This is a genomic window from Marinobacter bohaiensis (genome assembly GCF_003258515.1).
Lineage (GTDB): Bacteria > Pseudomonadota > Gammaproteobacteria > Pseudomonadales > Oleiphilaceae > Marinobacter_A > Marinobacter_A bohaiensis.
In genome coordinates this window covers 313,433-335,101 of sequence record NZ_QGEH01000004.1, presented here as the reverse complement: position 1 = coordinate 335,101, position 21,669 = coordinate 313,433, and the positions used below count along the sequence as shown (strand labels likewise).

Genomic DNA, 21,669 nt, shown 5'->3' with positions numbered 1-21,669 from the left:
GTGCGGCGGGCGTGAAGTGGGCGTCGCATTCGCGTCAGGCCCCGGCTCGCGCCAGGCGCCAGCTTCCCGGCACCAGCCGGTCCCCCGGCAGGATAAACGGCACCATGGCCATCTGGACGCCGGTGCCCACCAGCATGATCAGCCAGGCATTGGTCAGGTCCGCTGTCTCCTGGCGGATCATGCCCGCCACCAGCGGCATCAGGCTTGCCAGAATGTAGCCGCCGCCCTGCACGAAGCCCATCAGCGCGCCGGCTGCGCGTTCGTCGTCGAGATGCTCCATAGTGACGATCAGCGCCAGCGGGAACATCGTGCCGATCGACAGCCCCAGCGCCACGATCGCCGGCCAGACCAGCGCGTTGGGTGCGACGATCAGGGCCAGGAATCCGGCGACGCCGAGCGCGAGTACGGTGAACAGCAACTGGCGGCGATCCGGAAAGCGCGGCAGGACCACGGACAGCGACAGGCCGGCGCCGACTTCGATGAGCGTCAGCACGCCCAGCAGCAGGCCACTGAAAGCGGGGCTGTGACCCAGTTGCGTGTAGAACGGCGGCAGCCAGGCCAACACCAGGGTGTAGGCCGAGGTGCCGATGCCGAAAAACAACAGCAGGAACCAGGCGCGGCGCGAGCGTACGGGCAGGGCAAACCGCTGCGGCGCGGGAGAGGGGGCAAGGTGGCGCGTGGAGCGGCGCCAGACTACGGCGGCGATGAGCCCCAGCGCGCTCCACACCGACAGGGCAAACGGCCACCCCAGCCACTCGGCGAACGGAGCGGCGGTGCCGGCGGCGACGGCCGATCCGGCCATGATACCGGTGGTGAACAGCGCCATGCCCTGGCCGGCGCGCTCGCCCAGCCGGTTCTTGATGTACGCGGGCATCAGCGCCTGCACCACGGCAATGCCGACGCCGCCCACGGCGGCCGTCAGGATGAGCCATTCGTTACTGTGCCCAAACCCGCGAATCAGGCTGGCCAGGGCGATCACCAGCACCGCCAGACCCACGCCTTTCCAGGGGCTTATCCAGCGTTGCAGGACGCCGCCGAACAGGGCCACCAGGCCCATCGCAAACACCGGCAGTGTGGTCAGAAATCCGGCGCCGACGTCGGTCAGCCCCACGTTGAGCTTGAGCGTATCGAGGACCGGCCCGATCGCCGCCATGATCGGGCGCAGGTTCAGGCCGATCAGGAAAATGGCCAGCCAGATCAACAGACGGCTGTGGCGAACGGGCGGATCTTGAAGGGCTGGCATGGGCGGTCTCCTTACCTCTGGAAGACGCAGGCTACCCGGCAATATATCTTTGCGTCAAGATAAATGCTTACGACGCATTGGCGAACTCATTGTTGGCGGACGTCATGTCATGGTGGGCCAGCGCCCGACATCCGGTCTACGCTTGAAGGCAGCCGCTCAACAGCGTTCGGGCCCCACCGGCTAAGGACACGCCGGACGTGTTGAGCGCTCTCCCTGATCGCAATGGAAAAGGATTGACCATGACGCTCTCCAAACGCTCGCTTGCCCTGTTGTGTTGTCTCGTCTCAGCGCTGTTCACCGCCGCCACGGCCTATGCCTGCACCCGCGCCGTCTATCTGGGACCTGACGATCGGGTTCTCACGGGCCGCAGCATGGACTGGCGCCAGGAGTGGGAAGGCAACCTGTGGATCCTGCCGCGCGGCATCGAGCGGGCAGGGCGCGCCGGGCCGCGGTCGGTGGAATGGACGTCCAGGTACGGCAGCGTGATCGTCACCGGCTATGAGGTGGCGACGGCCGACGGACTCAACGAGGCGGGCCTGATGGTCAACGCGCTGTGGCTGACCGATTCCGAGTACCCGGAGGACGATGGCGAGACCCCGCGCCTGTCCCTGTCGCTCTGGGCCCAGTTCGTGCTCGACCGGTTCGGATCGGTGGGCGAGGCGGTGTCGTACCTGCGGGATAACCCCATCGACGTGGTCACCGGCGAGGTGCCCGGCCAGCCGGGGCGTCTGGCGAACATTCACCTGTCGCTGTCGGACAAGTCGGGCGACAGCGCCATTGTCGAGTGGATTGACGGTGAGATGCGCATCCACCACGGCCGGCAGTATCAGGTGATGACCAACGAGCCAGTGTTCGACGACCAGTTGGCGATCACCAAGTACTGGTCGAAAGTGGACGGGTTGAGCTTCCTGCCCGGCAGCAGCCGGCCCGAGGACCGCTTTGCCCGCGCCAGCTTCCTGATCAACGCGGTGGAGAAGCATGACGATCAGCGCATGGCCGCCGCCTCGGTGTTCAGCGTCATGCGCAACGTGTCCGCGCCCTACGGCGTCAGCATCGACGACCAGCCCAACCTCTCCACCACCCGGTGGCGCGTGGTGGCCGACCACAAGGACATGCTCTATTACTTCGAGTCCGTGGTCTCGCCCAATCTGTTCTGGGTGGACCTGAAGAAAGTGGATTTCTCGAACGCCGCCGGCGTGCGCAAACTCGATCTCGGGCCGCGCCAGCAGCACCTGTTCGCCGGTGATGTGTCCGGGGAATTCGAGCCGGCCGCGCCGTTCGAGTTCATGGCGGCGGAGTAGCGTTGAAGGCCATCGAAGGCGTAAGGTGGTCGAGAATTGATCGATAATCAGGGCGGCGCGTCCAGCCATCGGGGAGGTCATTATGAGCGACCAGCCTACCTACAGGGGGAGCTGTTTCTGCGGAGACGTTCAATTCACGGTGAAGGGGGAGCCGGACGCGATGGGCTACTGTCATTGCGAGTCCTGCCGACGCTGGTCAGCCGGTCCGGTCAATGCGTTTACGCTGTGGAAACCGGACGCGGTTGAAGTGACCCGGGGCGCCGACAACGTCGCAACCTATAACAAGACGTCGGCGAGCTATCGGAAGTGGTGCAAGACCTGTGGCGGCCACGTCTTTACCGATCATCCCGCCATGGGACTGACGGACGTCTACGCCGCGGTGATCCCGGATTTCCCGTTCAGGCCCGCCATCCACGTGCATTACCAGGAGACGGTCCTGCCGATCAAGGACGGTCTGACGAAGATGAAGGATGTCCCGGCGGAGATGGGCGGTTCCGGCGAAACGCTGCCTGAGTAAGCCTTTTTCCGGACGTTCGTGTCCCGAGCGGCCACCTTGGGTGACGCGGCCAGTGCGCCAGGGGCGCCGAGTGCTGGCCGCTGTCTGTTTCGAATAGCAAAACCGGCATATGAGTGGCGCGAAAAGTCATTGATTTGTCAGCCTTTACGTATTGCCCCGTCTTACCCTCTTCATCAATCATGAGCTTACTAATCTAACCTGAGCAGCGCCCGTGTTGCGGTCCCTTCCGTATTCCACGGCGCTGTTGTCTGTCGATCAACAGGAAGTGCATTCAATGACCTCACAATCCGATGCGTCAGGCGGGGGCCGCTGGTTCCTGTCCCTGGTTGGCGCTTTATCAGCGCTCGTCGGCATCGCCCTGCTGGTGGGCGGCGTCTATCTCATTACGCTCGGGGGCAGCTGGTACTTTGCCCTGATGGGGCTGGCCACGACCGCCGCCGGCGTGCTGATCGCCCGCAAGCGTCCGGCGGGCGCCTGGCTGTTTGGAGCCGCCTTCGTTCTTACCATCGTCTGGGCCCTGTTCGATGCGGGGCTGGACTTCTGGCCGCTGGTGTCGCGCCTGTTCATGTTCGGCGTGATGGCCGTGGTGATCGCCCTGTGTTATCCGGCACTGGTACGGGCCAGCGGGGGCCGCGCCGGCCGCGGTGCCTTCGGGGTGGCCGCCGTATTGGCCGTGGCCCTGGTGGCCGGCTTTGTGCACATGTTCCAGGTTAAGCCGGAAGTCGTGGCTTCCGGTGCGCCGGATGTGGCGCCGTCCGCCCAGGGCGAGCCGGACGGCGACTGGAAAGCCTGGGGCAACACCACCGAGGGCACCCGCTTCGCCGCCCTCGATCAGATCACCAGGGCCAACGTGAAGGATCTGGAAGTCGCCTGGACCTACCGCACCGGCGACGTCCCCGAGAGCGACGGCTTCGGCGCCGAGGACCAGGCCACACCGCTGCAGATCGGCGACACCGTCTACGTCTGCACGCCGCACAACCAGGTGTTTGCGCTGGATGCGGATACCGGCGAGAAGCGCTGGTCCTACGATTCCGAAGCGACAGCACCCAACTGGCAGCGCTGTCGCGGATTGGGTTATTACGAGCAGCCGGCCCCGTCGGCGACGGCGGAGAACGAACCCGCATCTCCGGCCGCGTGCCAGCGTCGCATCTTCATGACCACCATCGACGCCCGCCTGATCGCGCTGGACGCCGAGTCCGGCGAGCTGTGCGAGGGCTTTGGTGAGGCCGGCACCGTGGACCTGACCCAGGGCATGGGCGAGGTGAAACCCGGTTTCTACACCCTGACCGCCGCGCCGCTGGTGGCGGATGACATGATCATCGTCGGCGGTCGCGTGGCCGACAACATCGAAGTGGGCGAGCCCAGCGGTGTGGTGCGGGCGTTCAACGTGGTGACCGGCGAGAAAGTCTGGTCCTGGGACCTGGGCCGTACCGATCCCAACGCGGAAACGGACGAACCCTACACCCGCGCCACGCCGAATGTGTGGACCTCCATGGCTTATGATCCCGAGCTGGACATGGTGTACCTGCCCACCGGCAACACCACGCCGGATGCCTGGGGTGGCCAGCGTTCGGAGCGGGACAACAAGTACAGTTCCGCCGTTGTCGCCCTGGACCGCAAGACCGGCGCCGAACGCTGGGTGTTCCAGACCGTACACCATGACCTGTGGGACTACGATCTGCCGGCGCAGCCGACGCTCTACGATCTGCCAGACGGCCAGGGCGGCACCATCCCCGCGCTGATCCAGATCACCAAGGCCGGGCAGGTCTTCATGCTCAACCGCGAAACCGGCAAGCCCATCGCCCGCGTAGAGGAACGTCCGGCGCCCCAGGGCAACGCCGACGGCGAGCACTACGCCGCCACCCAGCCGCTGTCTACCGGTCTGCCGTCCATCGGCACCCAGACCCTGACTGAAGCGGACATGTGGGGCGCCACGCCGTTCGACCAGATGATGTGCCGCATCGCCTTCAAACAGATGCGCTACGACGGCCTGTTTACCCCGCCGGGCGAAGACCTTTCCCTGCAATGGCCCGGCTCGCTGGGCGGCATGAACTGGGGCAGCGCCTCCATCGATCCGAACAGCGGCTACCTGTTCGTCAACGACATGCGCCTGGGGCTGTGGACCAAATTGCTGCCGCGCGACACGATGGAGAGCCAGGAAGGTGGCGGTGTGGAAATGGGCGCCGCCTCCCAGACCGGAACGCCGTATGGCTCCCTGCGGAACCGCTTCATGTCGCCGATGGGCGTGCCTTGTCAGGAGCCGCCGTTCGGCACCATGACCGCCATCGACCTGAAGCAGCGCAAGATCGCCTGGCAGGTGCCGGTGGGCACGGTCGAGGACACCGGCCCGCTGGGCATCAAGATGCACCTGCCGGTGGAAGTCGGGCTGCCGACGCTGGGGCCCAGCCTGGCGACCGAGTCCGGCATGGTGTTCTTCGCCGGCACCCAGGACTACTACCTGCGCGCCTTCGACAGCGCCACCGGCAAAGAGGTGTGGAAACAGCGCCTGCCGGTCGGCAGCCAGGGCGGCCCGATGAGCTACGTCTCGCCGGAAACGGGCAAGCAGTACATCGTCGTTACCGCCGGAGGCGCCCGCCAGTCCCCGGATCGCGGTGACTACGTGATCGCCTACGCCCTGCCTGACGGAGCCGACAGGAAGTAACGGCGAGACACTCGCCGTAGAGCCGAGAGCCGCACCCATGGGTGCGGCTTTTTTATCCCTGTTCCACAACCAGCCGGCGTCGCCGGTGGGTCGACCAAAGCAGAGCGCCATACACGATGGCAAACGCCGCCGCAGTCAGAAACACGTGCTGAGAGCTCCCGGGAATCAGCTCCGAGAACGCCGACAGGAACTGTCCGCTGAACAGGGCAATGGACAGGTAGGCCAGGTTGCGCCCGCGCACCGATGGATGGCTTTGCTCGACCGTCATGTGATTCACCAGCGGCACTGACAGCCCAAACCCGCCACCGAGCAACAGGCCGCCGACGATCATGACCGGCACGCTGCCGGTTTGCGAAAACAGTAAATGCGCCAAACCGTAGCTGATAAAAGCGGTGAGCAGGGTGTTGTACTCGCCAACCCGGCGAACGACTTTGGGCATCGCGCCGGCCGCACCCACGGCGACCAGCGAGACGAACGACAGGAAGTAGCCGGTCTGGGACTCGTTCAGTCCCAGATCGTGCAGCCGGTAGGGCAGTACGATCACGCCGATAAAGAAAGCGATCATCGAGCCCGCCGCGGCAAAAAAGACGCGTTTGATGGCGCCATCCAGCGGTGCGTTGGGGGAGTTGCCTTCGTCGGCGTGCTCGGGTGGCTGGGGCACGAACAGCCACACCATGCCCAGCATCAGCCAGGCAATCAGGTACAGGGCAAACGGCCAGAACCAGGCGAGTCCGGCCAGGACGCCGCCGAGGCTCAGGAAAATCACGCCTCCAAGTTCAATGCTCATGCCTTGTCGGGCAATCATGTTCAGCCGCTTGCGGCCGCTGTAGAACGCCGAGATCAGCCCGGTGCCGGACGCCATCACCACCGCCGTGGCGCCGCCCAGCAGCAGGCGATCCGTGAAGATCGCGACCGGGCCTGTCAGCAGGCCACCTGCCGCGCCCAGTAGGCCGTAGGCGAAGAGTCCACCGCACAGAGCGCGATAGAGCCCCACTTTCTGGATCAACTGCCCGGCAAAAACGCCAAACAGGACCACGCCCAGCGATGGTGTGGTTACCAGCCAACTGGCGGCATCCTCAACACCCAGCTGCCTGGCAATGGCTGGCAATCCAGGCAGGATCACGCAGCCGACCATGATGGTCAGACAGGCAACAAACAGCAGTGTCAGCCCGCCCATCGGTGAGATTTCAGGGTGCTTGTTCATACCAGTTCGTCCGAATAATGGATTGGTGTTCCGTATAATGGATAGTGCTATGTTGTGGCTGAGCCGGTATCCTGTCAATAGGTTGGAACCCGTCTTAAGGAAGTTCTTTTGAGTGAAAACGGAAAACAGGTGGTGGCGCGGGCCGCGGCCGTACTGAAGGCGTTGGAAACGCAGGCCCACGGCATGAGCCTGGGTGAAATCGCCAAACAGACCGGTTTGCCGCGCACTACGGTCCACCGTCTGGTGGCATCGCTGGAAGGGCAGCAACTGGTGATCACGACAACGAATGGCATTCGGCTCGGACCGGCTCTGGCACGGTTGGCCGCTGCCGCTCATGTGGATGTGGCCGACATTGCACGCCCGGCGATGGAAGTGTTGGGACGGCGAACCCGTGAAACGGTGGACCTGAGCGTCTACCGCGACGGCCATGCCATCCTGGTGGCCCAGTACGGATCGGATCAGGAACTGCGCGTGATTTCAGCGGTGGGAACCGCCTTCCCATTACATTGCACAGCCCACGGTAAAGCGCTGCTGGCGGAAATGGCGGTCGACGACTGTGCATCGGTACTTGCTGAAAGACCGCTAGAGCGCCGCACGGCCAACACATTAACGGATCATGAGGCGATTCGGGCGACGCTCGACAATATCCGTAGCGAGGGGGTCGCCTACGACTGCGAGGAGCACGCCAACGGTGTCTGCGGCCTGGGCGTGACCCTGAAATGCGGTGGGGCGGAGCACTACGCTTTGTCGCTTGCGGTGCCGAGGACACGATTCGACGAGGGGGGCGGCTACCTCAAGGCAGAGCTGGTTAAGTGCAAGGCGGAGATTGAGGCGCGATTGGCACCGCGTTGATGGTGCTTGGCCGGGCGGCGCAAGCTGGCCGATCGCTCTGCAACGGCTACACTTGCCGGACGGGGCTGTACCGGCTTAACGATATCCCGGTCGGTGGTGCGCCTCGGTATGACGTCATTCTTGACCGGAGTTGACCGCTATGCGCTTCACTCTCTTTTCACTTGTCCCGCTCATGGCCACTTTGCAGATCTTTTCTGCTCACGCCTCCGCCGCCGACGGCCTCATCACCGTCCAGAGCCCTCACAGCGTCGAGACCACCGCCGACAACCTGGAAGACGCGCTCGACGCCAAGGGCATGACCGTGTTCACCCGCATCGACCACGCCCTGGGCGCCCGCGAAGCCGGCCTCGACCTGCGGCCCACCGAGGTGGTCATCTTCGGCAACCCCAACGTCGGCACGCCCCTGATGCAGTGCACCCAATCCGTCGCCATCGATCTGCCCCAGAAAGCATTAATCTGGCAAGACGCCGAGGGCCAGGTGTGGGTCGGCTACAACGATCCGCAGTACCTGAAAGAGCGCCACGACATCGAGGGCTGCGACGAGGTCATCGGCAAGATCGAGAAGGCGCTGGGGGCATTGGTGGGAGCGGCAGTGGAGTAGGTGCGAGCTGAGCGGGGCCGCCCGCTGAACGCGTGAAATCCCACCCATCCCGCAAACCCGGCGTTCAGGGCTACACAAAGCAGCGTTGGGCCGATAGACTCGGCATCCGATAGGGAATCGAACGTATTATCTCTTCAAGGATTGAAATCATGCCGACCAATGCCCTGACGTCAGGTGTTTCTGCGCGCGCCGGCGCGATACTGTCGTTTGACGACGCTCCCCTTCGCCGGTCGCTCCACCCTTCCGGTTTATCCCGCATCACGTTGCCATCGGATCAATCGCTGAAGTCTGCGAGTCCCTCCGGCACCCGCTTTGGCGGTCTCCCTATTTCGTCCGGTCTTCACTGAGCGACACAACGGACGAGTTGGTCAGGCCCACCGGACAGGGCCGTTAAGCTGTGCCAGCGAGTCCCGATGAGGAAACTATGAACCGAACCTGGATGTCCCGATCCGCCGGCGCGCTGCTGGTCATCATTGCCGTGGCGCTGATTCCTTTCCTGAATTCGCAGGGGGCGCTGGAGCAGCCGGTCTCCCTCACGGTGCTGTTCGATCGCGGCACCGACCTGGACGACGACGCCGCGATGATCATTGCCAAAGCCGTCAGGGAAAGTCTGGCCCGGCCGGAGGCCGGCATTCTCGTGACCGGCTACACCGGTTCGCGAGGCGACGAGCAGGCTAACCTGGCCCTGTCGGAGCGGCGCGCCGAATTCATCAAATCCCGACTGGAGGACAAAGGTATCGAGCCGGAGCGCATCGATACCGTCGGCCTTGGCGGCACCGAAGCCCTGGAGAGGAAAGAGGGCGAGAGTGATCGCGCCTATCAGCGCCGGCTGGCCCGTGCCGACATTCTGATCAACCCGTAAACCCAATCTCACTAAAGGACTGTTTTATGCGAATGACTCGCATGGCCCTGATGGCCACGCTGGCCTGGTCGGCCGGCTCGACGGCTTTGGCCGAGGATTTTATAGACGGCAAGCCCCTATCGGATGTTATGGACCCTGCCGTCCAGGATTGCCGGTCCGTCGATCCGCTTATCCTGCCGATCCGGACCACCGGGGTGGATACGGTGACGCTGTTTGCCAACGACTACCAGTTGGAACCGAACCAGGGCGGCGAGTTTGGTCGCAATGACCTGAACGTCAAACTTGAGCTTGAGAACGACATTCGCGATCAGCTGGAAGACTACCTGAGCTGTGAAACGCCGATCATGCGCGGCACCCAGGGCATGCTGAACGCCGTCGCCGACCTGACCGAGGGGGACGACCGGACCCAACAGGTCGCGTTCTACCAGCATGGTTTCTCCAACGGGGCTGACGCCATCGTGGTCCGGCCCGGCATCAACAGCGCCCAGGATCTCTCCGGCAAGACCATCGTCATCCAGGCCTATGGTCCGCACGTGTCCTATCTGGCGCGCATTCTCTCTGACGGCAAGAAGGCCGCGCAAGAGGCCGGCCAGACCTGGCAAGAGCCCACGATCCTCTATACCGAAAACCTGATGGGCTTCGGCGAGGGCACGCCGGGGCGGGCCTTTGAAGAGGACGACGCCATCGATGCCGCGTTCGTGACCTCCTCGGACGCCCGCATCCTGACCAGCGGCGGCAAAGTCGGCACCGGGGCCGAAGGCTCCGTCAAAGGCGCACGCACGATGCTGTCCACCAAGTCGGCCAACCGTCTGATCTCCGAAGTCTACGTGGTGCGGGCCGACTACCTGCGCAATCACCGGGACCAGATCAAGAACCTGACCAAGGCGTTGTTCAGCGCCGAGGAAAAGCTGCGCGAGAACGTGGTCAAACAGGTGGTCGACTGGGAAGCCGTGGGCGATTACCTGCTGGGTGATCCCGGCGCCGAAGACGAAGCGCAGCAGATGTGGCGGGACGTGGAAACCGTCGGTATGCAGGGGAACGTCGACTGGGCGACCCCCGCCAAGCCGCGTTCCTGGAAGTCGATCAATGATGAAATCCAGAGTGGCCTGGTGGCCACCGGCATGCTGTCGTCCGCCTACGCGATGGAGACCGCCGACTGGAACTACGGCGACTTCGCCGGTGGCGTCTTCGATCAGCGCCGCGCCTCACTGCCGGGCTTTGACAACAACAAGGCGTCTTCTGTCGTTGCCAGCATGGACGAGTCGGGCAGTCTGGAAAAGAACGCCCTGATGGAATTCGACATCAACTTCAAGCCCAACCAGACCGCGTTCAGCCCGAAGCAGTACGCGGCCAAGTTTGATCAGGTCCTGGAACTGGCCGCGACCTATGGCGGCGCTGTGATCACCGTCGAAGGCCATTCCGACCCACTGAACTACCTGAAGAAAAAGCACAACGGCGCGAACGCCAGCACGCTGCGTTCAATCCGGCAATCCGCCCGGAATCTGTCGATGAGCCGGGCCATCGAAGTGCGGGACGTGGTGCTGAAGTACGCCGAGGACCGCGGCCAGACCATGGACGAGAGCCAGTTCGTCACCCTCGGCCACGGCATTACCGAGCCCAAGACGGGCATGTGCTCCGGGGATCCCTGCGCTCCGAAAACCGAAGCCGAGTGGTTGTCGAACATGCGTGTGACGTTCCGGATCGTCAACGTGGAAGCCGAGGCCAGCACATTCACGCCCATCAACGCCTGGTAAGGAGGGGAATCATGACCGTATTTCGCAAACCCCGCCTTGCCGCGCTGGCGATGGCGTCCGCCCTGGTGCTGACCGGCTGTGGCGAGGCTGAGAGCGATGTCGCCGAGGCCGATGTCGCTGAGACCGCGCCAAAAGAGGCTCCGGCGGAGTCGGCCGATTACAGCATTGCGGCCGTGAAAGCCGCATCCTGGCCGGGGAAGGAAGCCGCCGACACCGACTTGATGGATCCCGTGCCGACGCGCGAGAACATCATGGTGGTTCTGGATATGAGTGGGTCCATGGGCGGTAGTGGCTGTGCCGGTAACTTCCGGACCAAATCGGAGGCGGCCAAGTCCGTGCTGCGGGACTGGGTCCAGTCCGTGGACAAGGAGGCCAACCTGGGCCTGATCGTCTTCGACGCGTCCGGAACCAGCGTGCGGCTTCCGCTGGGCCGCGACAATCGGGACGCCTTCGTTGACCTGATCAGCGACGCCTTCCCGTCCGGCGGCACGCCACTGGCGGAAGCCGTGTCACTGGCCAGCAACTCCCTGAGCGAACAGGCGGTTTACCAGCAGGGATACGGCCGCTACCGGATGACCGTGATTACCGACGGTCAGCACGATCCGGGGCAGGATCCGCAAGCGCCCCTGGACCGCATTTTCGCCAACGCCGCCAACCCCATCGAGATCAACACGATCGGTTTCTGCATCCGCGATTCAGCACTGAACCAGCCGGGCCTGACGCAGTACCAGAGTGCCCGGAACCCGGAAGAGCTGCGTGCCGGACTGAACCAGGTGCTGGCTGAGTCCACCGATTTCAAACCGATCCAGGAGTTCAACAGCGATGAATAAGACATCGAAACTATTCAAGCGCCCGGTACGCATGATCGCCGCGGCCCTGCTTATGGCCACCTCGGTGGTGCTACCGGCCCAGGCCGCCGGCAATCGTCCTGACGTCATCATTGGCTGGACCACCTGGGGCGATGCGGAGATCGTCTCCAAGATGGCCGCCATCGTGCTCCAGCAGGGGATGAAGAAAGACGTCGAGCTCACCCTGGCCGATATTTCCGTGCAGTATCGCGGGGTGGCCGACGGCGACCTGGACGCCATGCTGATGTCCTGGCAGCCGCTGACCCACAAGAAGTACCTCGAGAAGTACGGCGACCGCCTGGACGATCTGGGCCCGATCTACGAAGGCGCCAACCTGGGGCTGGCGGTGCCCGCCTACGTGCCGGAATCCGAACTGAAATCCGTTGCTGATCTTGCCAAGCCGGCGGTCAGGGAGCAGCTCGATGGCAAGATCCAGGGCATCAGCCCCAACGCCGGTATTTCCGGCATGACCGAGGACGCGATGCAGGCCTACGGCCTGGACTACGACCTGCTTCCGGGCACCGGTCCCAAGATGGCCATGGAGATTGGCAAGGCGGTCCGGAAGGATCGCTGGATCGTCGCGACGGCCTGGCGTCCGCACTGGAAATGGGCCCAGTACGATCTGCGCTACCTGGACGATCCGAAAGGCGTGTTCGGGGGCAGTGAGTCGGTGCACGCTGTCGTCACCAAGGGCTTTGAACAGTCGCATCCGGACATTGCCGGGTTCTTCAAACGCATGAACCTGTCCGTTTCGGAAGTGGAGGCCCTGATGAACGAAGCCCGCAAGACCAGCCATCGCGAGGCGATCTACGCCTGGGTCAAGGCCCACCCGGACCGGGTTGAGTACTGGATGACAGGAAACCGGTAATGAAGCACCCGGAGAGCGGATTGGCCCTGTCGGAGATCGGCCGGTCGCTGTTGGCGGGCGGCGTGTCCGCCGCGACGGTCCTCGGGGTGGGCGTCCTGGGCACGTTGCCCGCGCCCGCGTTTGTCTACGCCGGACTGGTGGGCGGTCTTATGTTCGTCGGGCTGATGCTGGTGATTCCCCGGAAGATGACGCTGCAGGAGCGCCTGCGGGCGTCCGGTGGCCTGTCGGACGCCCAGGCGGCGGAGATGGGACGCTTCATCGCCGCGACCGGTGCGCATATCCGGCGGCTGGAGAAACAGGCCCGGAAAGTCCCCTCGCAGCGGGAGATGATCGAGGACATCGCTCTCTGGGCCCGGCGCATTGTCGCCAACGTGCAGGAAGACCCCACGGACCTGAGTCGATCGACCCGTTTTGAGGTTCACCTGGAGTCGGCGGCCGATGTCGTGCGCAAGCTGGCCGACATCAAGGGCAAGGACCGGGGCGCCAACAGCGAGGTGATCGCCGACATCGTGGACAAGAGCGAAGCGGTACTGACCGACATTCGCGACTCGTTCGAACAGCAATATCACAGCAACCTCGAAAACAACATTCGGGACGTGGATGTCGATCTGGACGTCCTCAAAGGAGCTCTGGAACGCCAGGGACTCGGCTAATTCAAGGAGGCAATATGGAATCCCAAGCGGTAAGCATGACCGAATCCAAGGCAGCCGGCTCGGCCGGCCTGCTGGATGAGAACAACCAGCTGGTCGCCGGGCAGGACGGCATGGACGCGGAAAAGCAGGCACGTATCGACGAGCTCAAGAACCAGATCGATCTCGACGATTCCCAGTCGATCATCGTCTTCGGCTCCGCCCAGCAGTCCAGGATGGCGGCGCTGTCCAAAGACATGATCGGTGGCGTCAAGAACAAGGATGCGGGCCCGGCCGGCGCGCTCCTGAACGACATGCTGGTGCAGGTTCGCGGCCTGGATACGTCGGATCTGAAAGACGGCAAGTCGCCGGGTTTCTTCCGGAAGCTGTTCGGCGCCATTGAACCCCTGGCGAAGTTCATCCAGCAGTTCGAGAGCATCGAGTCCCAGGTGAACGCCATCGAGCGCAAGCTCGAAAAAGAGATCATGACGCTCAGCAAGGACGTCGGCATGCTTGAGAAGCTCTACGACGGCGTCGTCGAGCATTATGAGGAGCTGGAATACTTCATTGCCGCCGGTGAGGTGCGCCTGAAGGAAGTCAACGAGGTCGAGATCCCGAAGCTGCAGGCCGACGCGGAGGCCTCCGACGACATGATGGCGGCCCAGCGCCTGCGTGAAGTCCAGGCCGCTGCCACGGATCTGGAACGTAAAGTCCACGATCTCAAGCTGACCCGCCAGACCACAATGCAGTTCCTGCCGACCATCATGATGACGCAGGAGAACGACAAGGCGCTGATCAACAAGATGAACAGCTCCCTGGTCAACACGCTGAGCCTGTGGCACGTGCAGATTGCCCAGTCCATCGCCATGGCCAACACGCGCAACGCCGCCGAAACCCAGAAAGCGGTGTCGGACATGAACAACCAGTTGCTGGAGGCCAACGCGACCAACCTCAAGGAGTCCAACGCGGCGGTTCGCAAGGAGATGGAGCGGGGCATCTTCGACATCGAATCGATCGAGAAATCCAACCAGACGCTCATCGACGCGATTAACGAGAGCCTCCAGCTTGCCCAGGAAGGCCGGGAAAAACGGGCCGACGCCGAGCAGCGTCTGGTGCAGTGCGAATCCTCCCTGAAGGAAGCGCTGCGCTCGAACTGATCACAGCCGTTCATCGTTGACTTGAAGCCGCGCCTACGGGCGCGGCTTTTTTATCGGCAGATGCTGAGTGCGCCCGGCCCCGGACCACGCCAACGCCGACTAAACTGAGGGGTATCGAAAGCGTGCGGGTTGTTTGACGGACTCTAGAGTAGAGGAGAGCAGCGTGAATGGCCATCGAATCTGCTTCACCTGCAGCGTGGCGGGCCTGATCGCCCTGACCGGCTGCGCGGGCGGCACCCTTCAAAGCGGTCCGGCGGACTGCTTTGAGCGCTGTGACGCGCAATTTCTCGAATGCAGAGCGTCGAGCCAGTTCAGTCGCTTGACTTGCATTGACGCCAACGCGGTCGAGACGATGAACGTGGTGTGCGAAGACCGGTTCATGAACGCCCGATCGGTGTGCGCCGTTTCAGCCACGACCTGTCGTGCCGAGTGTCCGTAGCGGACCGGCACGTGTTCACGTGCCGGCCGGATTCAGCGGCGCATGGGGCCGTCACGTCTCCAGCATCAGCGCCCGATGCACGCTCACCCCCGCCATCACACCCGACGCCGACGCAAAGGTCGCGTTCTGCATCTTGTTGGACATGTCCCCCGCCGCATAGACGCCCGGCACGCTGGTCTGCTTGAAGTCGTCCACCTGCACCACGGCGCCGGCTGGGCCCTCCTCGAAGGCGCAGCCCAGCTGTTCCGCCAGGGAACTGGCCATATGCGATCTGGGCCCCAGGAACAGGGCTTCGAGCTCAATGACGCGGCCGTCGGCCAGGCGCACGCCGGTGATGGCTGGGGCATCGCCGAGGATTTCGACCACCGGTGTGGTCTCCAACGTGACACCCCGGCGCTCCAGAAGCGCTCGCTGTTCATCGTCAGGCGTGAATGTGCCCTGGGTGAAGTAGGTGGTCGGTCCCCAGTCCGGGATGATGCTGGCCTGGTGCGGCGACATGGGGCCGGTGGCCAGCACGCCCAGGTTCCGGTTGCGGTACTCGTAGCCGTGGCAGTAGGGGCAGTGGATCACGGTTTTGCCCCAGCGCTCGACCAGGCCGGGCAGGTCCGGCAGCTCGTCGCGCAGGCCGGTGGCGAGGATGAGTTTACGGCCGGTGGCGGTCTCTCCGTTGGTCAGCCGGACCGCAAAGCCGCCTTCCTGCGCGTCAGCCTGGGTTGCCTCGCCTTCGATGATCCGCACCGTGGGGTAGTGGCCGAGCTGTTCCAGGGCGGTGCTCCGGATGGTGGCGGGCGTGGCGCCGTCGAGCCCGAAGAAGCCATGGGACGCGTCGGCGAACCGGTTGCGGGGCTGTCCCGCGTCGATCACCACGATGGGTCGCTGGCCCCGGGCTAACTGCATCGCGGCCGAAAGTCCCGCAAAACTGCCGCCGACGATGATGGCATCTGCTTGCATGGTTCGTTCTCCGTTTCGGACTTTAAGTAACTTTTATTGTTACGTGATGCTGGGTGCGATCGCAACACATGAAACATTAAAAGTTACGTGATAAGGTCTGACCCACGCTTCGATCGCCCTGCAGCCAGAGCAACCAACCGCCATGAGAAAAGACAGCCGCCTGTCCCGGGTGCTTCATGTGCTCGTCCATATGGACCAGCTTGCCGGACCCGCCACCTCGGAAACGATCGCCGGGATGCTCAACACCAACCCGGTTGTCGTGCGTCGCACCATGGCACTGCTGCGCAAGGCAGGTTACGTCAGCTCGGTGAAGGGGCACGGTGGCGGCTGGTCGCTGGCCATGCCGCTGGCGGACATCACCCTCTACGATATCCACCGCGCCCTGGGCGACAGCTCCGTATTTACCATCGGCCTGACCGACGAGCATACCGGCTGCCCCATCGAGGCGGCGGTCAACACCGCTATCGACGACGTGCTGGAAGAAGCGGAAGCGCTGCTGCTGGAGCGGTTCCGACAGGTGACGCTGGACCGGCTGCAATTCCGCTCCCGTCGCGGCGAAGGCTGATCGCGCCATCGATCCGACCCGGCTTTACCGGCGTACAACCCGGTAGCGGTTGGGCTGGGCATTGACGTCTCCGGGCATGCCTTGCGCGGGCGCTATACTGGTTCCGACAACAGAGTCAGCAGGCGCCTTCCGCGCAGGTACGGTGAACGATGGCCAGAATCCTTCTGGTTTTTGCAGTGATACTGATGGTCAGCTCGCCCACCCGGGCCGAGCTTTTCAGGTTTGGTTTGCCGGCGACCCACGACTTCCAGTACGAACTGGCGGCGATTCGTCTGGCCCTGGATAACGCGCCGGGCGACCACGAGCTGGAAGTGGTTGAATTGCCGGTTGTCTCGACCAAACGCTGGGTGGAAATGCTGGAAAGTGGCTACCAGGGCATCAATCTGGGGGTCGGCGGTTACGATCCGTCACTGGAGCAAACACTGCTGCCCGTCAGCATCCCGCTGACCCGGGGCCTGCTTGGCTACCGGCTGATGGTGGTGCGGGAAGACCGGCTCGACGAATTGTCGAACATCCATTCCCTCGAGAGCCTTTTGCCCCTGCAAATCGGGTCGGGTTACGCCTGGCCGGAGAACTCCATCCTGTGGCAGAACGGCATTGATCTGGTGCTTGGGCACTATGAGAACCTGTGGGCGATGCTGGCCCGTAAGCGTTTCGACGTCTTCCATCGTGGCGTGCAGGAAGTGTTCGTGGAGCTGTCGGTCCCGGGGCGGGAAAACTTTGCCATTGTCCCGGGTGTCGCGCTGGCGTTCCGGTTTGACTACTTCCTCTATGTGCCCGGCGATCGCCAGGATCTCCAACGGATCCTGGTGCAGGGCCTGGTCAACGCCTATGAGAACGGCCGCTTCATGGCGTTGTTCGAGAGCGATCCGATCATTCGTGAAAGCCTCCGGCTGGCCGATTTCGACCGGCGCGAGGTGATCTGGCTGGAGACGCCGGAGAACCGGGCCAGTATCGACTACATTCCTGACCGATACTGGCACGATTCGGTACTCCGGCGTTGAGGCGTATGGCGCCGGATCAGTAACTCAGGCCGTATCCATAATCGAACAGCGGATCCGCTGAGTCGTAGGGCACATCCTCATATTGCGCCTCGACCGCTTCCATCGACGACGGCAGCTCGAACGGCAGCTTGCCGGTGGGGCTGGCATCGCCGAACACCAGTTGCAGCAGGTTGGCGTCGCTGCTGCCGAAGCTGGCGAAGACCGCGTCCACGTCGTCGATAAACTCGGTCAGGATCGCCGGGCGGCCCATGTAGACGTCCACGATCACGCGCGTGGCGCTCCCTTTATTGGCGACCACGTCCTGGATGCGGGTCAGGTCGTCGTAGTTGGCGGCCTGGTAGGTGCTCGGGTCGGTGACCAGATTGTCGTCCTCGTCGTAGATGGTGTACTGGCTCAGCTCGCTGCTCAGGCCATCGTAGGGGCCGTACACCAGTGGCCCGCCGGGCATCTGGAAGATGGCGTTGGCGGCGGAGATGCCCAGGCCCGGCACCACGGAGTAGGGCGCGGCGACCCGCACGATGGCGATATCCGCACTGGCGACGTCGTCGGTTCCGGTTACCCCCAGTTCACTGACCTCGGCGGCGGTCATGCCGTCGATGTAGACCCTCGTGTCCGCACGCGCGGTGGCGACGGGCAGGGTGTTGTCGTTCTTCAGCAACACGGTGGATTGGATCTGCGCCTGGTCGGCGAGGTCCTGGTGCTGGCCGATGTGCTGGTCGACCTCGGCGGCATCCACATAGGGATTCTCGAACAGTCCCAGCGTCATTTTCTGCGCCAGCAGTTTGCGGAGCGATCGGTCCAGGCGCTCCTCGGTGACCAGTTCCTGATCCACCGCATCGAGGATCGGCTGGGGATCGTCCAACCCGCCGAACTGGTCGACGCCGGCGTTGAGCGCCTTGGCCACCCGCTCAGCCTGGCTGAGGCCCTCCACGCCCCAGGGCATGCCGATGAAGCCGCCCAGGGATTCGGAATCGCTGATGATGCCCCAGTCCGTGCAGACGATGCCGTCGTAGCCCATCTCCCGGCGCAGTTGCCCGGTGATGATGTCGCGGTTGAAGCCCATGCCCACGTTCTCGGAAGTCTGGTCCACGGGAATGCCGTAGTAGGGCATGATCGAGGCCACGTTGTTTTCGATCAGGGCCTCGAACGGCACCTTGTGGTATTCAAAGTTGTCGCCCGGATAGACCTGGCGTTTGCCCTGTTCCAGGTGGGCGTCGATGCCGTCCTCCTGCGGGCCGCCGCCGGAGAAGTGCTTGGCCATGGCCGCGACGCTGTCGTCGTCCAGCTCGTCCCCCTGCAGGCCGCGCACGTAGGCGGCGCCCAGTTTGCCGGTGAGGGTGGCGTCCTCGGTGGCGAAATTGCCCATGATGCGGCCCCAGCGGGGCTCGGTGGGCAGGTCCACCTGCGGATGCAGGGCCACCTGGATGCCCAGGGCACGGTATTCCTCGCGGATCACCTCACCGGCCTCCTCGGTCATTTCCAGACCCGCCGCCTCGTCGCCCATGGCGATGGCGCCGAAGCCGGCCGGCTGGGGCCACTGGGTCAGCCCTTCCTGCAACAGGCTGACGCCGTACTGGCTGTCACCCACATGGCTGCGCGGGTCGGTGCTGATGGCGAAGGGGATGCTCAGGCGGGTGTTTTCGGCGGCGGCCTGGACGCGGTTGGTGTAGTCGATGTACTCGGCCGGTGCGTCGTTGCGGCGGCTCACACCGGCCCCGGCAAACTGCTCGATGCGGGTCAGGGTGTAGGCCTCGGTGCCGTCGCTGTCCATGTTGATGTGCAGCATGGCACCGGCTTTTTCCGCCAGGGTCATGCGCGCCACCAGATCGTCAGCCCGCTCGTCGGCGCCCAGGCGCCAGTCCTCGTAAGGATCCAGCGTGCCGTTGGCGTTCATATCCTTGAACTGGTAATCGTCGACGTCGATCAGGCTGACGGTTTCCGCCCCCAGTTCCGGTTGCTCGTAGTCGGTGTCGCCGCTGTTGTCCTTACAGCCGGCCAGCGCGGCGAGGGCCACGACAGACAGTGTGGAAAGGCGGGTGAAGCCCGCCCTCGGAAATGCAGGATGGGCGGACGTGCGCGAGACGCCGCGCCGTCTCTGGAACGGGGTAGTCGATGGTCCTGTGTTCATGGAATCGGTCCTCTGTCTATTCTTGTTGGCGTTGGATAAAGAGCCGGGTACCCGAAAAACGATGCTAGGCAGCGTCCGGCCGGCCAACAATCGCAGTTGGGAGCAGCCAGTGCGCATCCGGGGGCAGGTGACGACGCCCTGTCGCCACGATCGACGCATCCTGACGCGAATACAGACCACAACAACGACAAGAAGACGGATCTTCCACCCATGACTCACCAAAAAATTTCCACCCAACTGGTGGCGCCGGTTTACGACGACGCCGTGCGCGCCGGCGCCAGCGAGGACCGTATCCGGCAGCGGACCGGCCTCGATCCGGCCTGTTTTCGCACCGCCTGTCCTTTTGTCCCGGCGCACCAGGCCTGGGCGATGTTCGAGTTGGCGGGCGATTACCTGCCGCCGGAGTACTGCCTGCTCCCGGAAAGTCGCGCCACGGTGCTGGATACCAGCATCCTCAGCGCTGTGTTCCTGAACAGCCCAACCCTGGAGGAGGCGTTCCAGCACCTGGTGCGCTTCCATGACCTGTGGGGCGAGCCCGACGCCTATCGGCTGCACCGCAGTGGCGAGCGTGCGGCGCTGCAGTACCTGCCGGACCAGCTCACCCGCGCCCCGCACGACGCCGAGGCCAACCTGTCCATCGTCCATCACCTGCTGCGGCGCTACCTGGGCGGCGTTGTGCCCGGGCTGGCGGTCCACATGCGCCACGCCCGGCCGGACTATGGCGTGCTGTATGACGACCTGTTCCAGGCGCCGGTCCATTTCGGGCAGCCGGCCAACGCCATCGTGTTCGACCGGGCTCTGCTGGCCGCGTCGGCGGACGGCCACAACCCGGCGATCCAGGGCTTACTGGTCAGCCAGGCACAGCAGGCCCTGCTGCAGCTGGATACGGCGCAAGGCCTGTCCGGTCCGGTGCGCTCGCTGGTGCGTGAGCTGCTGCCCCAGGGACGTGCCGATATGGTCCACGTGGGCGATGCCCTGAACATGAGCCGCTGGACCCTGGCCAGACGTTTGCGGGACGAGGGCACCGCCTTCAACCAGGTGCTGAACGAGGTGCGCAAGGAGCTGGCGATCCAGCACCTGGTGCACTCCAGCCTGCCGGTCAGCGAGATCGGCGAAGCACTGGGATACGTCTCGCCCAACAGCTTCCAGCGCGCCTTCAGCCAGTGGTTCGGATGCTCGCCCACGGCCTATCGGGCCCGCGTCCGCACGCCGGATTGCGGCGTCGTCTGAGCGGTTGTTCACCGGTGCGTGACGGCTCGGCTTTATCCCCACGATCCGTGGATAACTGTGTGAGGAAGGCGAGGATGATCCGCTGGAAGCGTTGGGGCGCAGGGCGTGGCGAATAATGCCTGATAATTGGCCAGTTTTCCGGGGCTGGGTATAAACCGTCGTCCCATTGCGGGCATTCTCGCCGGCGGTCGTTGTGTCTCTGATATTTATTCGTGCACTTGTGTTGCGTTTTTCTCCGCCGGCAGCGTGGTTCGTCGGTATTTCACAGGTGGGGCGAGGGATAAACCGGCGCGATCCGTTTATCCCCACAATCCGTGGATAAGTGTGTGAGGAGTGCGAGGGGAAGTCGTATAATCTTCTGTTTTTTATGATTTTTCAGGACTTGTACGGTTATTGGCCAAGGCGCGCCGACTGGGTATAAACAGGCCTGACGGATTGTGGAAAACGGCGTTTCCGCCGGCGAACAGATCAGCATCCGATCAATTGCGACCACCAGACGGGGATTTTTCCCACGTTATGACCGGATGGGGTGTAGGCCCTGAGGATCAGTCACTTGGCGGCGGTTTATCCCCACAAACCGTGGATAACTGTGTGAGGAGTTCGAGGAGAGGTCGGTTAATTAACTGTTATCGTTAGAAAAATAGATCCTGTCTGTTAAATGATCATCGCGCGGGCCCTGGGTATAAATTCCCGTCTCCGTCGGTCGGGTCCGGTTGTTTCCTGTGCACTGGTGTGGGTTTTCCACGGTGAATAACCCAGGCCCCACCGAGCGGCCCGTGTTCGGTGCCAACCCCGCCATGTTATCCCCACAATCCGTGGATAACTGTGTGGGGAAGGGCGTAAGAGCGTCGTTA

The 21,669-nt window shown here is 63.6% G+C and carries 19 protein-coding genes; 15 read left to right on the top strand and 4 right to left on the bottom strand.

Annotation, left to right across the window (positions count from 1 at the left end):
- Positions 1-34: 34 nt before the first annotated feature.
- A complete protein-coding gene (locus DKK67_RS18145; RefSeq protein ID WP_111497915.1) occupies positions 35-1,243 on the bottom strand; it encodes an MFS transporter in 1,209 nt (402 codons plus the stop codon).
- A 239-nt stretch (positions 1,244-1,482) separates the two neighbouring features.
- Between DKK67_RS18145 and DKK67_RS18140 the strand changes: the two genes are divergently transcribed.
- The 3 genes from DKK67_RS18140 to DKK67_RS18130 all read left to right on the top strand — a co-directional run bounded on the left by DKK67_RS18140 (position 1,483) and on the right by DKK67_RS18130 (position 5,723).
- Positions 1,483-2,544 (top strand): linear amide C-N hydrolase, encoded by a 1,062-nt coding sequence (locus DKK67_RS18140; protein WP_111497914.1) that lies wholly within the window; start codon positions 1,483-1,485, stop codon positions 2,542-2,544.
- An 82-nt stretch (positions 2,545-2,626) separates the two neighbouring features.
- A complete protein-coding gene (locus tag DKK67_RS18135; RefSeq protein WP_111497913.1) occupies positions 2,627-3,061 on the top strand; it encodes a GFA family protein in 435 nt (144 codons plus the stop codon).
- A gap of 274 nt (positions 3,062-3,335) precedes the next feature.
- Positions 3,336-5,723, top strand: a complete 2,388-nt coding sequence (locus DKK67_RS18130; protein WP_111497912.1) for a membrane-bound PQQ-dependent dehydrogenase, glucose/quinate/shikimate family — start codon at positions 3,336-3,338, stop codon at positions 5,721-5,723.
- 52 nt (positions 5,724-5,775) lie between these two features.
- Here the strand turns inward: DKK67_RS18130 and DKK67_RS18125 are convergent, their stop codons facing one another.
- The gene (locus DKK67_RS18125) at positions 5,776-6,927 is read right to left on the bottom strand and encodes an MFS transporter (RefSeq protein WP_204355870.1); all 1,152 of its coding nucleotides are present in this window, start codon (positions 6,925-6,927) and stop codon (positions 5,776-5,778) included.
- Positions 6,928-7,035: 108 nt separating this feature from the next.
- Between DKK67_RS18125 and DKK67_RS18120 the strand changes: the two genes are divergently transcribed.
- The 9 genes from DKK67_RS18120 to DKK67_RS18080 all read left to right on the top strand — a co-directional run bounded on the left by DKK67_RS18120 (position 7,036) and on the right by DKK67_RS18080 (position 14,937).
- A complete protein-coding gene (locus DKK67_RS18120; protein WP_204355869.1) occupies positions 7,036-7,779 on the top strand; it encodes an IclR family transcriptional regulator in 744 nt (247 codons plus the stop codon).
- Positions 7,780-7,951: 172 nt separating this feature from the next.
- On the top strand, positions 7,952-8,380 hold the full coding sequence (locus tag DKK67_RS18115) for a DUF302 domain-containing protein (RefSeq protein ID WP_228160700.1): 429 nt from the start codon (positions 7,952-7,954) through the stop codon (positions 8,378-8,380).
- A 424-nt stretch (positions 8,381-8,804) separates the two neighbouring features.
- Positions 8,805-9,242 carry an OmpA family protein gene (locus DKK67_RS18110; protein WP_111497910.1) on the top strand — a complete coding sequence of 146 codons (438 nt, stop codon included), beginning with the start codon at positions 8,805-8,807 and terminating at the stop codon, positions 9,240-9,242.
- A 26-nt stretch (positions 9,243-9,268) separates the two neighbouring features.
- On the top strand, positions 9,269-10,996 hold the full coding sequence (locus tag DKK67_RS18105) for an OmpA family protein (RefSeq protein WP_111497909.1): 1,728 nt from the start codon (positions 9,269-9,271) through the stop codon (positions 10,994-10,996).
- An 11-nt stretch (positions 10,997-11,007) separates the two neighbouring features.
- Complete coding sequence (locus DKK67_RS18100; protein WP_111497908.1) at positions 11,008-11,826, top strand: vWA domain-containing protein; 819 nt, start codon at positions 11,008-11,010, stop codon at positions 11,824-11,826.
- A complete protein-coding gene (locus DKK67_RS18095; protein WP_111497907.1) occupies positions 11,819-12,712 on the top strand; it encodes a glycine betaine ABC transporter substrate-binding protein in 894 nt (297 codons plus the stop codon). The genes DKK67_RS18100 and DKK67_RS18095 overlap by 8 nt, the downstream gene beginning before the upstream one ends.
- Positions 12,712-13,365 (top strand): 5-bromo-4-chloroindolyl phosphate hydrolysis family protein, encoded by a 654-nt coding sequence (locus DKK67_RS18090; RefSeq protein ID WP_111497906.1) that lies wholly within the window; start codon positions 12,712-12,714, stop codon positions 13,363-13,365. Before DKK67_RS18095 ends, DKK67_RS18090 begins: the two co-directional genes overlap by 1 nt.
- A gap of 14 nt (positions 13,366-13,379) precedes the next feature.
- Entirely contained in the window at positions 13,380-14,498 is a 1,119-nt protein-coding gene (locus DKK67_RS18085) for a toxic anion resistance protein (protein WP_111497905.1), read from the top strand.
- 163 nt (positions 14,499-14,661) lie between these two features.
- Complete coding sequence (locus DKK67_RS18080) at positions 14,662-14,937, top strand: hypothetical protein (protein WP_111497904.1); 276 nt, start codon at positions 14,662-14,664, stop codon at positions 14,935-14,937.
- Positions 14,938-14,988: 51 nt separating this feature from the next.
- Here DKK67_RS18080 and DKK67_RS18075 read toward each other — a convergent pair whose 3' ends face one another.
- Positions 14,989-15,888 carry an NAD(P)/FAD-dependent oxidoreductase gene (locus tag DKK67_RS18075; protein ID WP_111497903.1) on the bottom strand — a complete coding sequence of 300 codons (900 nt, stop codon included), beginning with the start codon at positions 15,886-15,888 and terminating at the stop codon, positions 14,989-14,991.
- Between the two features lie 142 nt (positions 15,889-16,030).
- Here DKK67_RS18075 and DKK67_RS18070 point away from each other — a divergent pair, with 142 nt between their 5' ends.
- Together DKK67_RS18070 and DKK67_RS18065 are read left to right on the top strand one after the other, a co-directional pair.
- Positions 16,031-16,453 (top strand): Rrf2 family transcriptional regulator, encoded by a 423-nt coding sequence (locus DKK67_RS18070; protein ID WP_111497902.1) that lies wholly within the window; start codon positions 16,031-16,033, stop codon positions 16,451-16,453.
- Positions 16,454-16,602: 149 nt separating this feature from the next.
- Positions 16,603-17,457, top strand: a complete 855-nt coding sequence (locus DKK67_RS18065) for a hypothetical protein (RefSeq protein ID WP_111497901.1) — start codon at positions 16,603-16,605, stop codon at positions 17,455-17,457.
- A gap of 16 nt (positions 17,458-17,473) precedes the next feature.
- Here the strand turns inward: DKK67_RS18065 and DKK67_RS18060 are convergent, their stop codons facing one another.
- A complete protein-coding gene (locus tag DKK67_RS18060) occupies positions 17,474-19,585 on the bottom strand; it encodes a glycoside hydrolase family 3 protein (protein WP_162628873.1) in 2,112 nt (703 codons plus the stop codon).
- A gap of 210 nt (positions 19,586-19,795) precedes the next feature.
- Here DKK67_RS18060 and DKK67_RS18055 point away from each other — a divergent pair, with 210 nt between their 5' ends.
- The gene (locus tag DKK67_RS18055; RefSeq protein ID WP_111497899.1) at positions 19,796-20,815 is read left to right on the top strand and encodes an AraC family transcriptional regulator; all 1,020 of its coding nucleotides are present in this window, start codon (positions 19,796-19,798) and stop codon (positions 20,813-20,815) included.
- Positions 20,816-21,669: the final 854 nt, after the last annotated feature.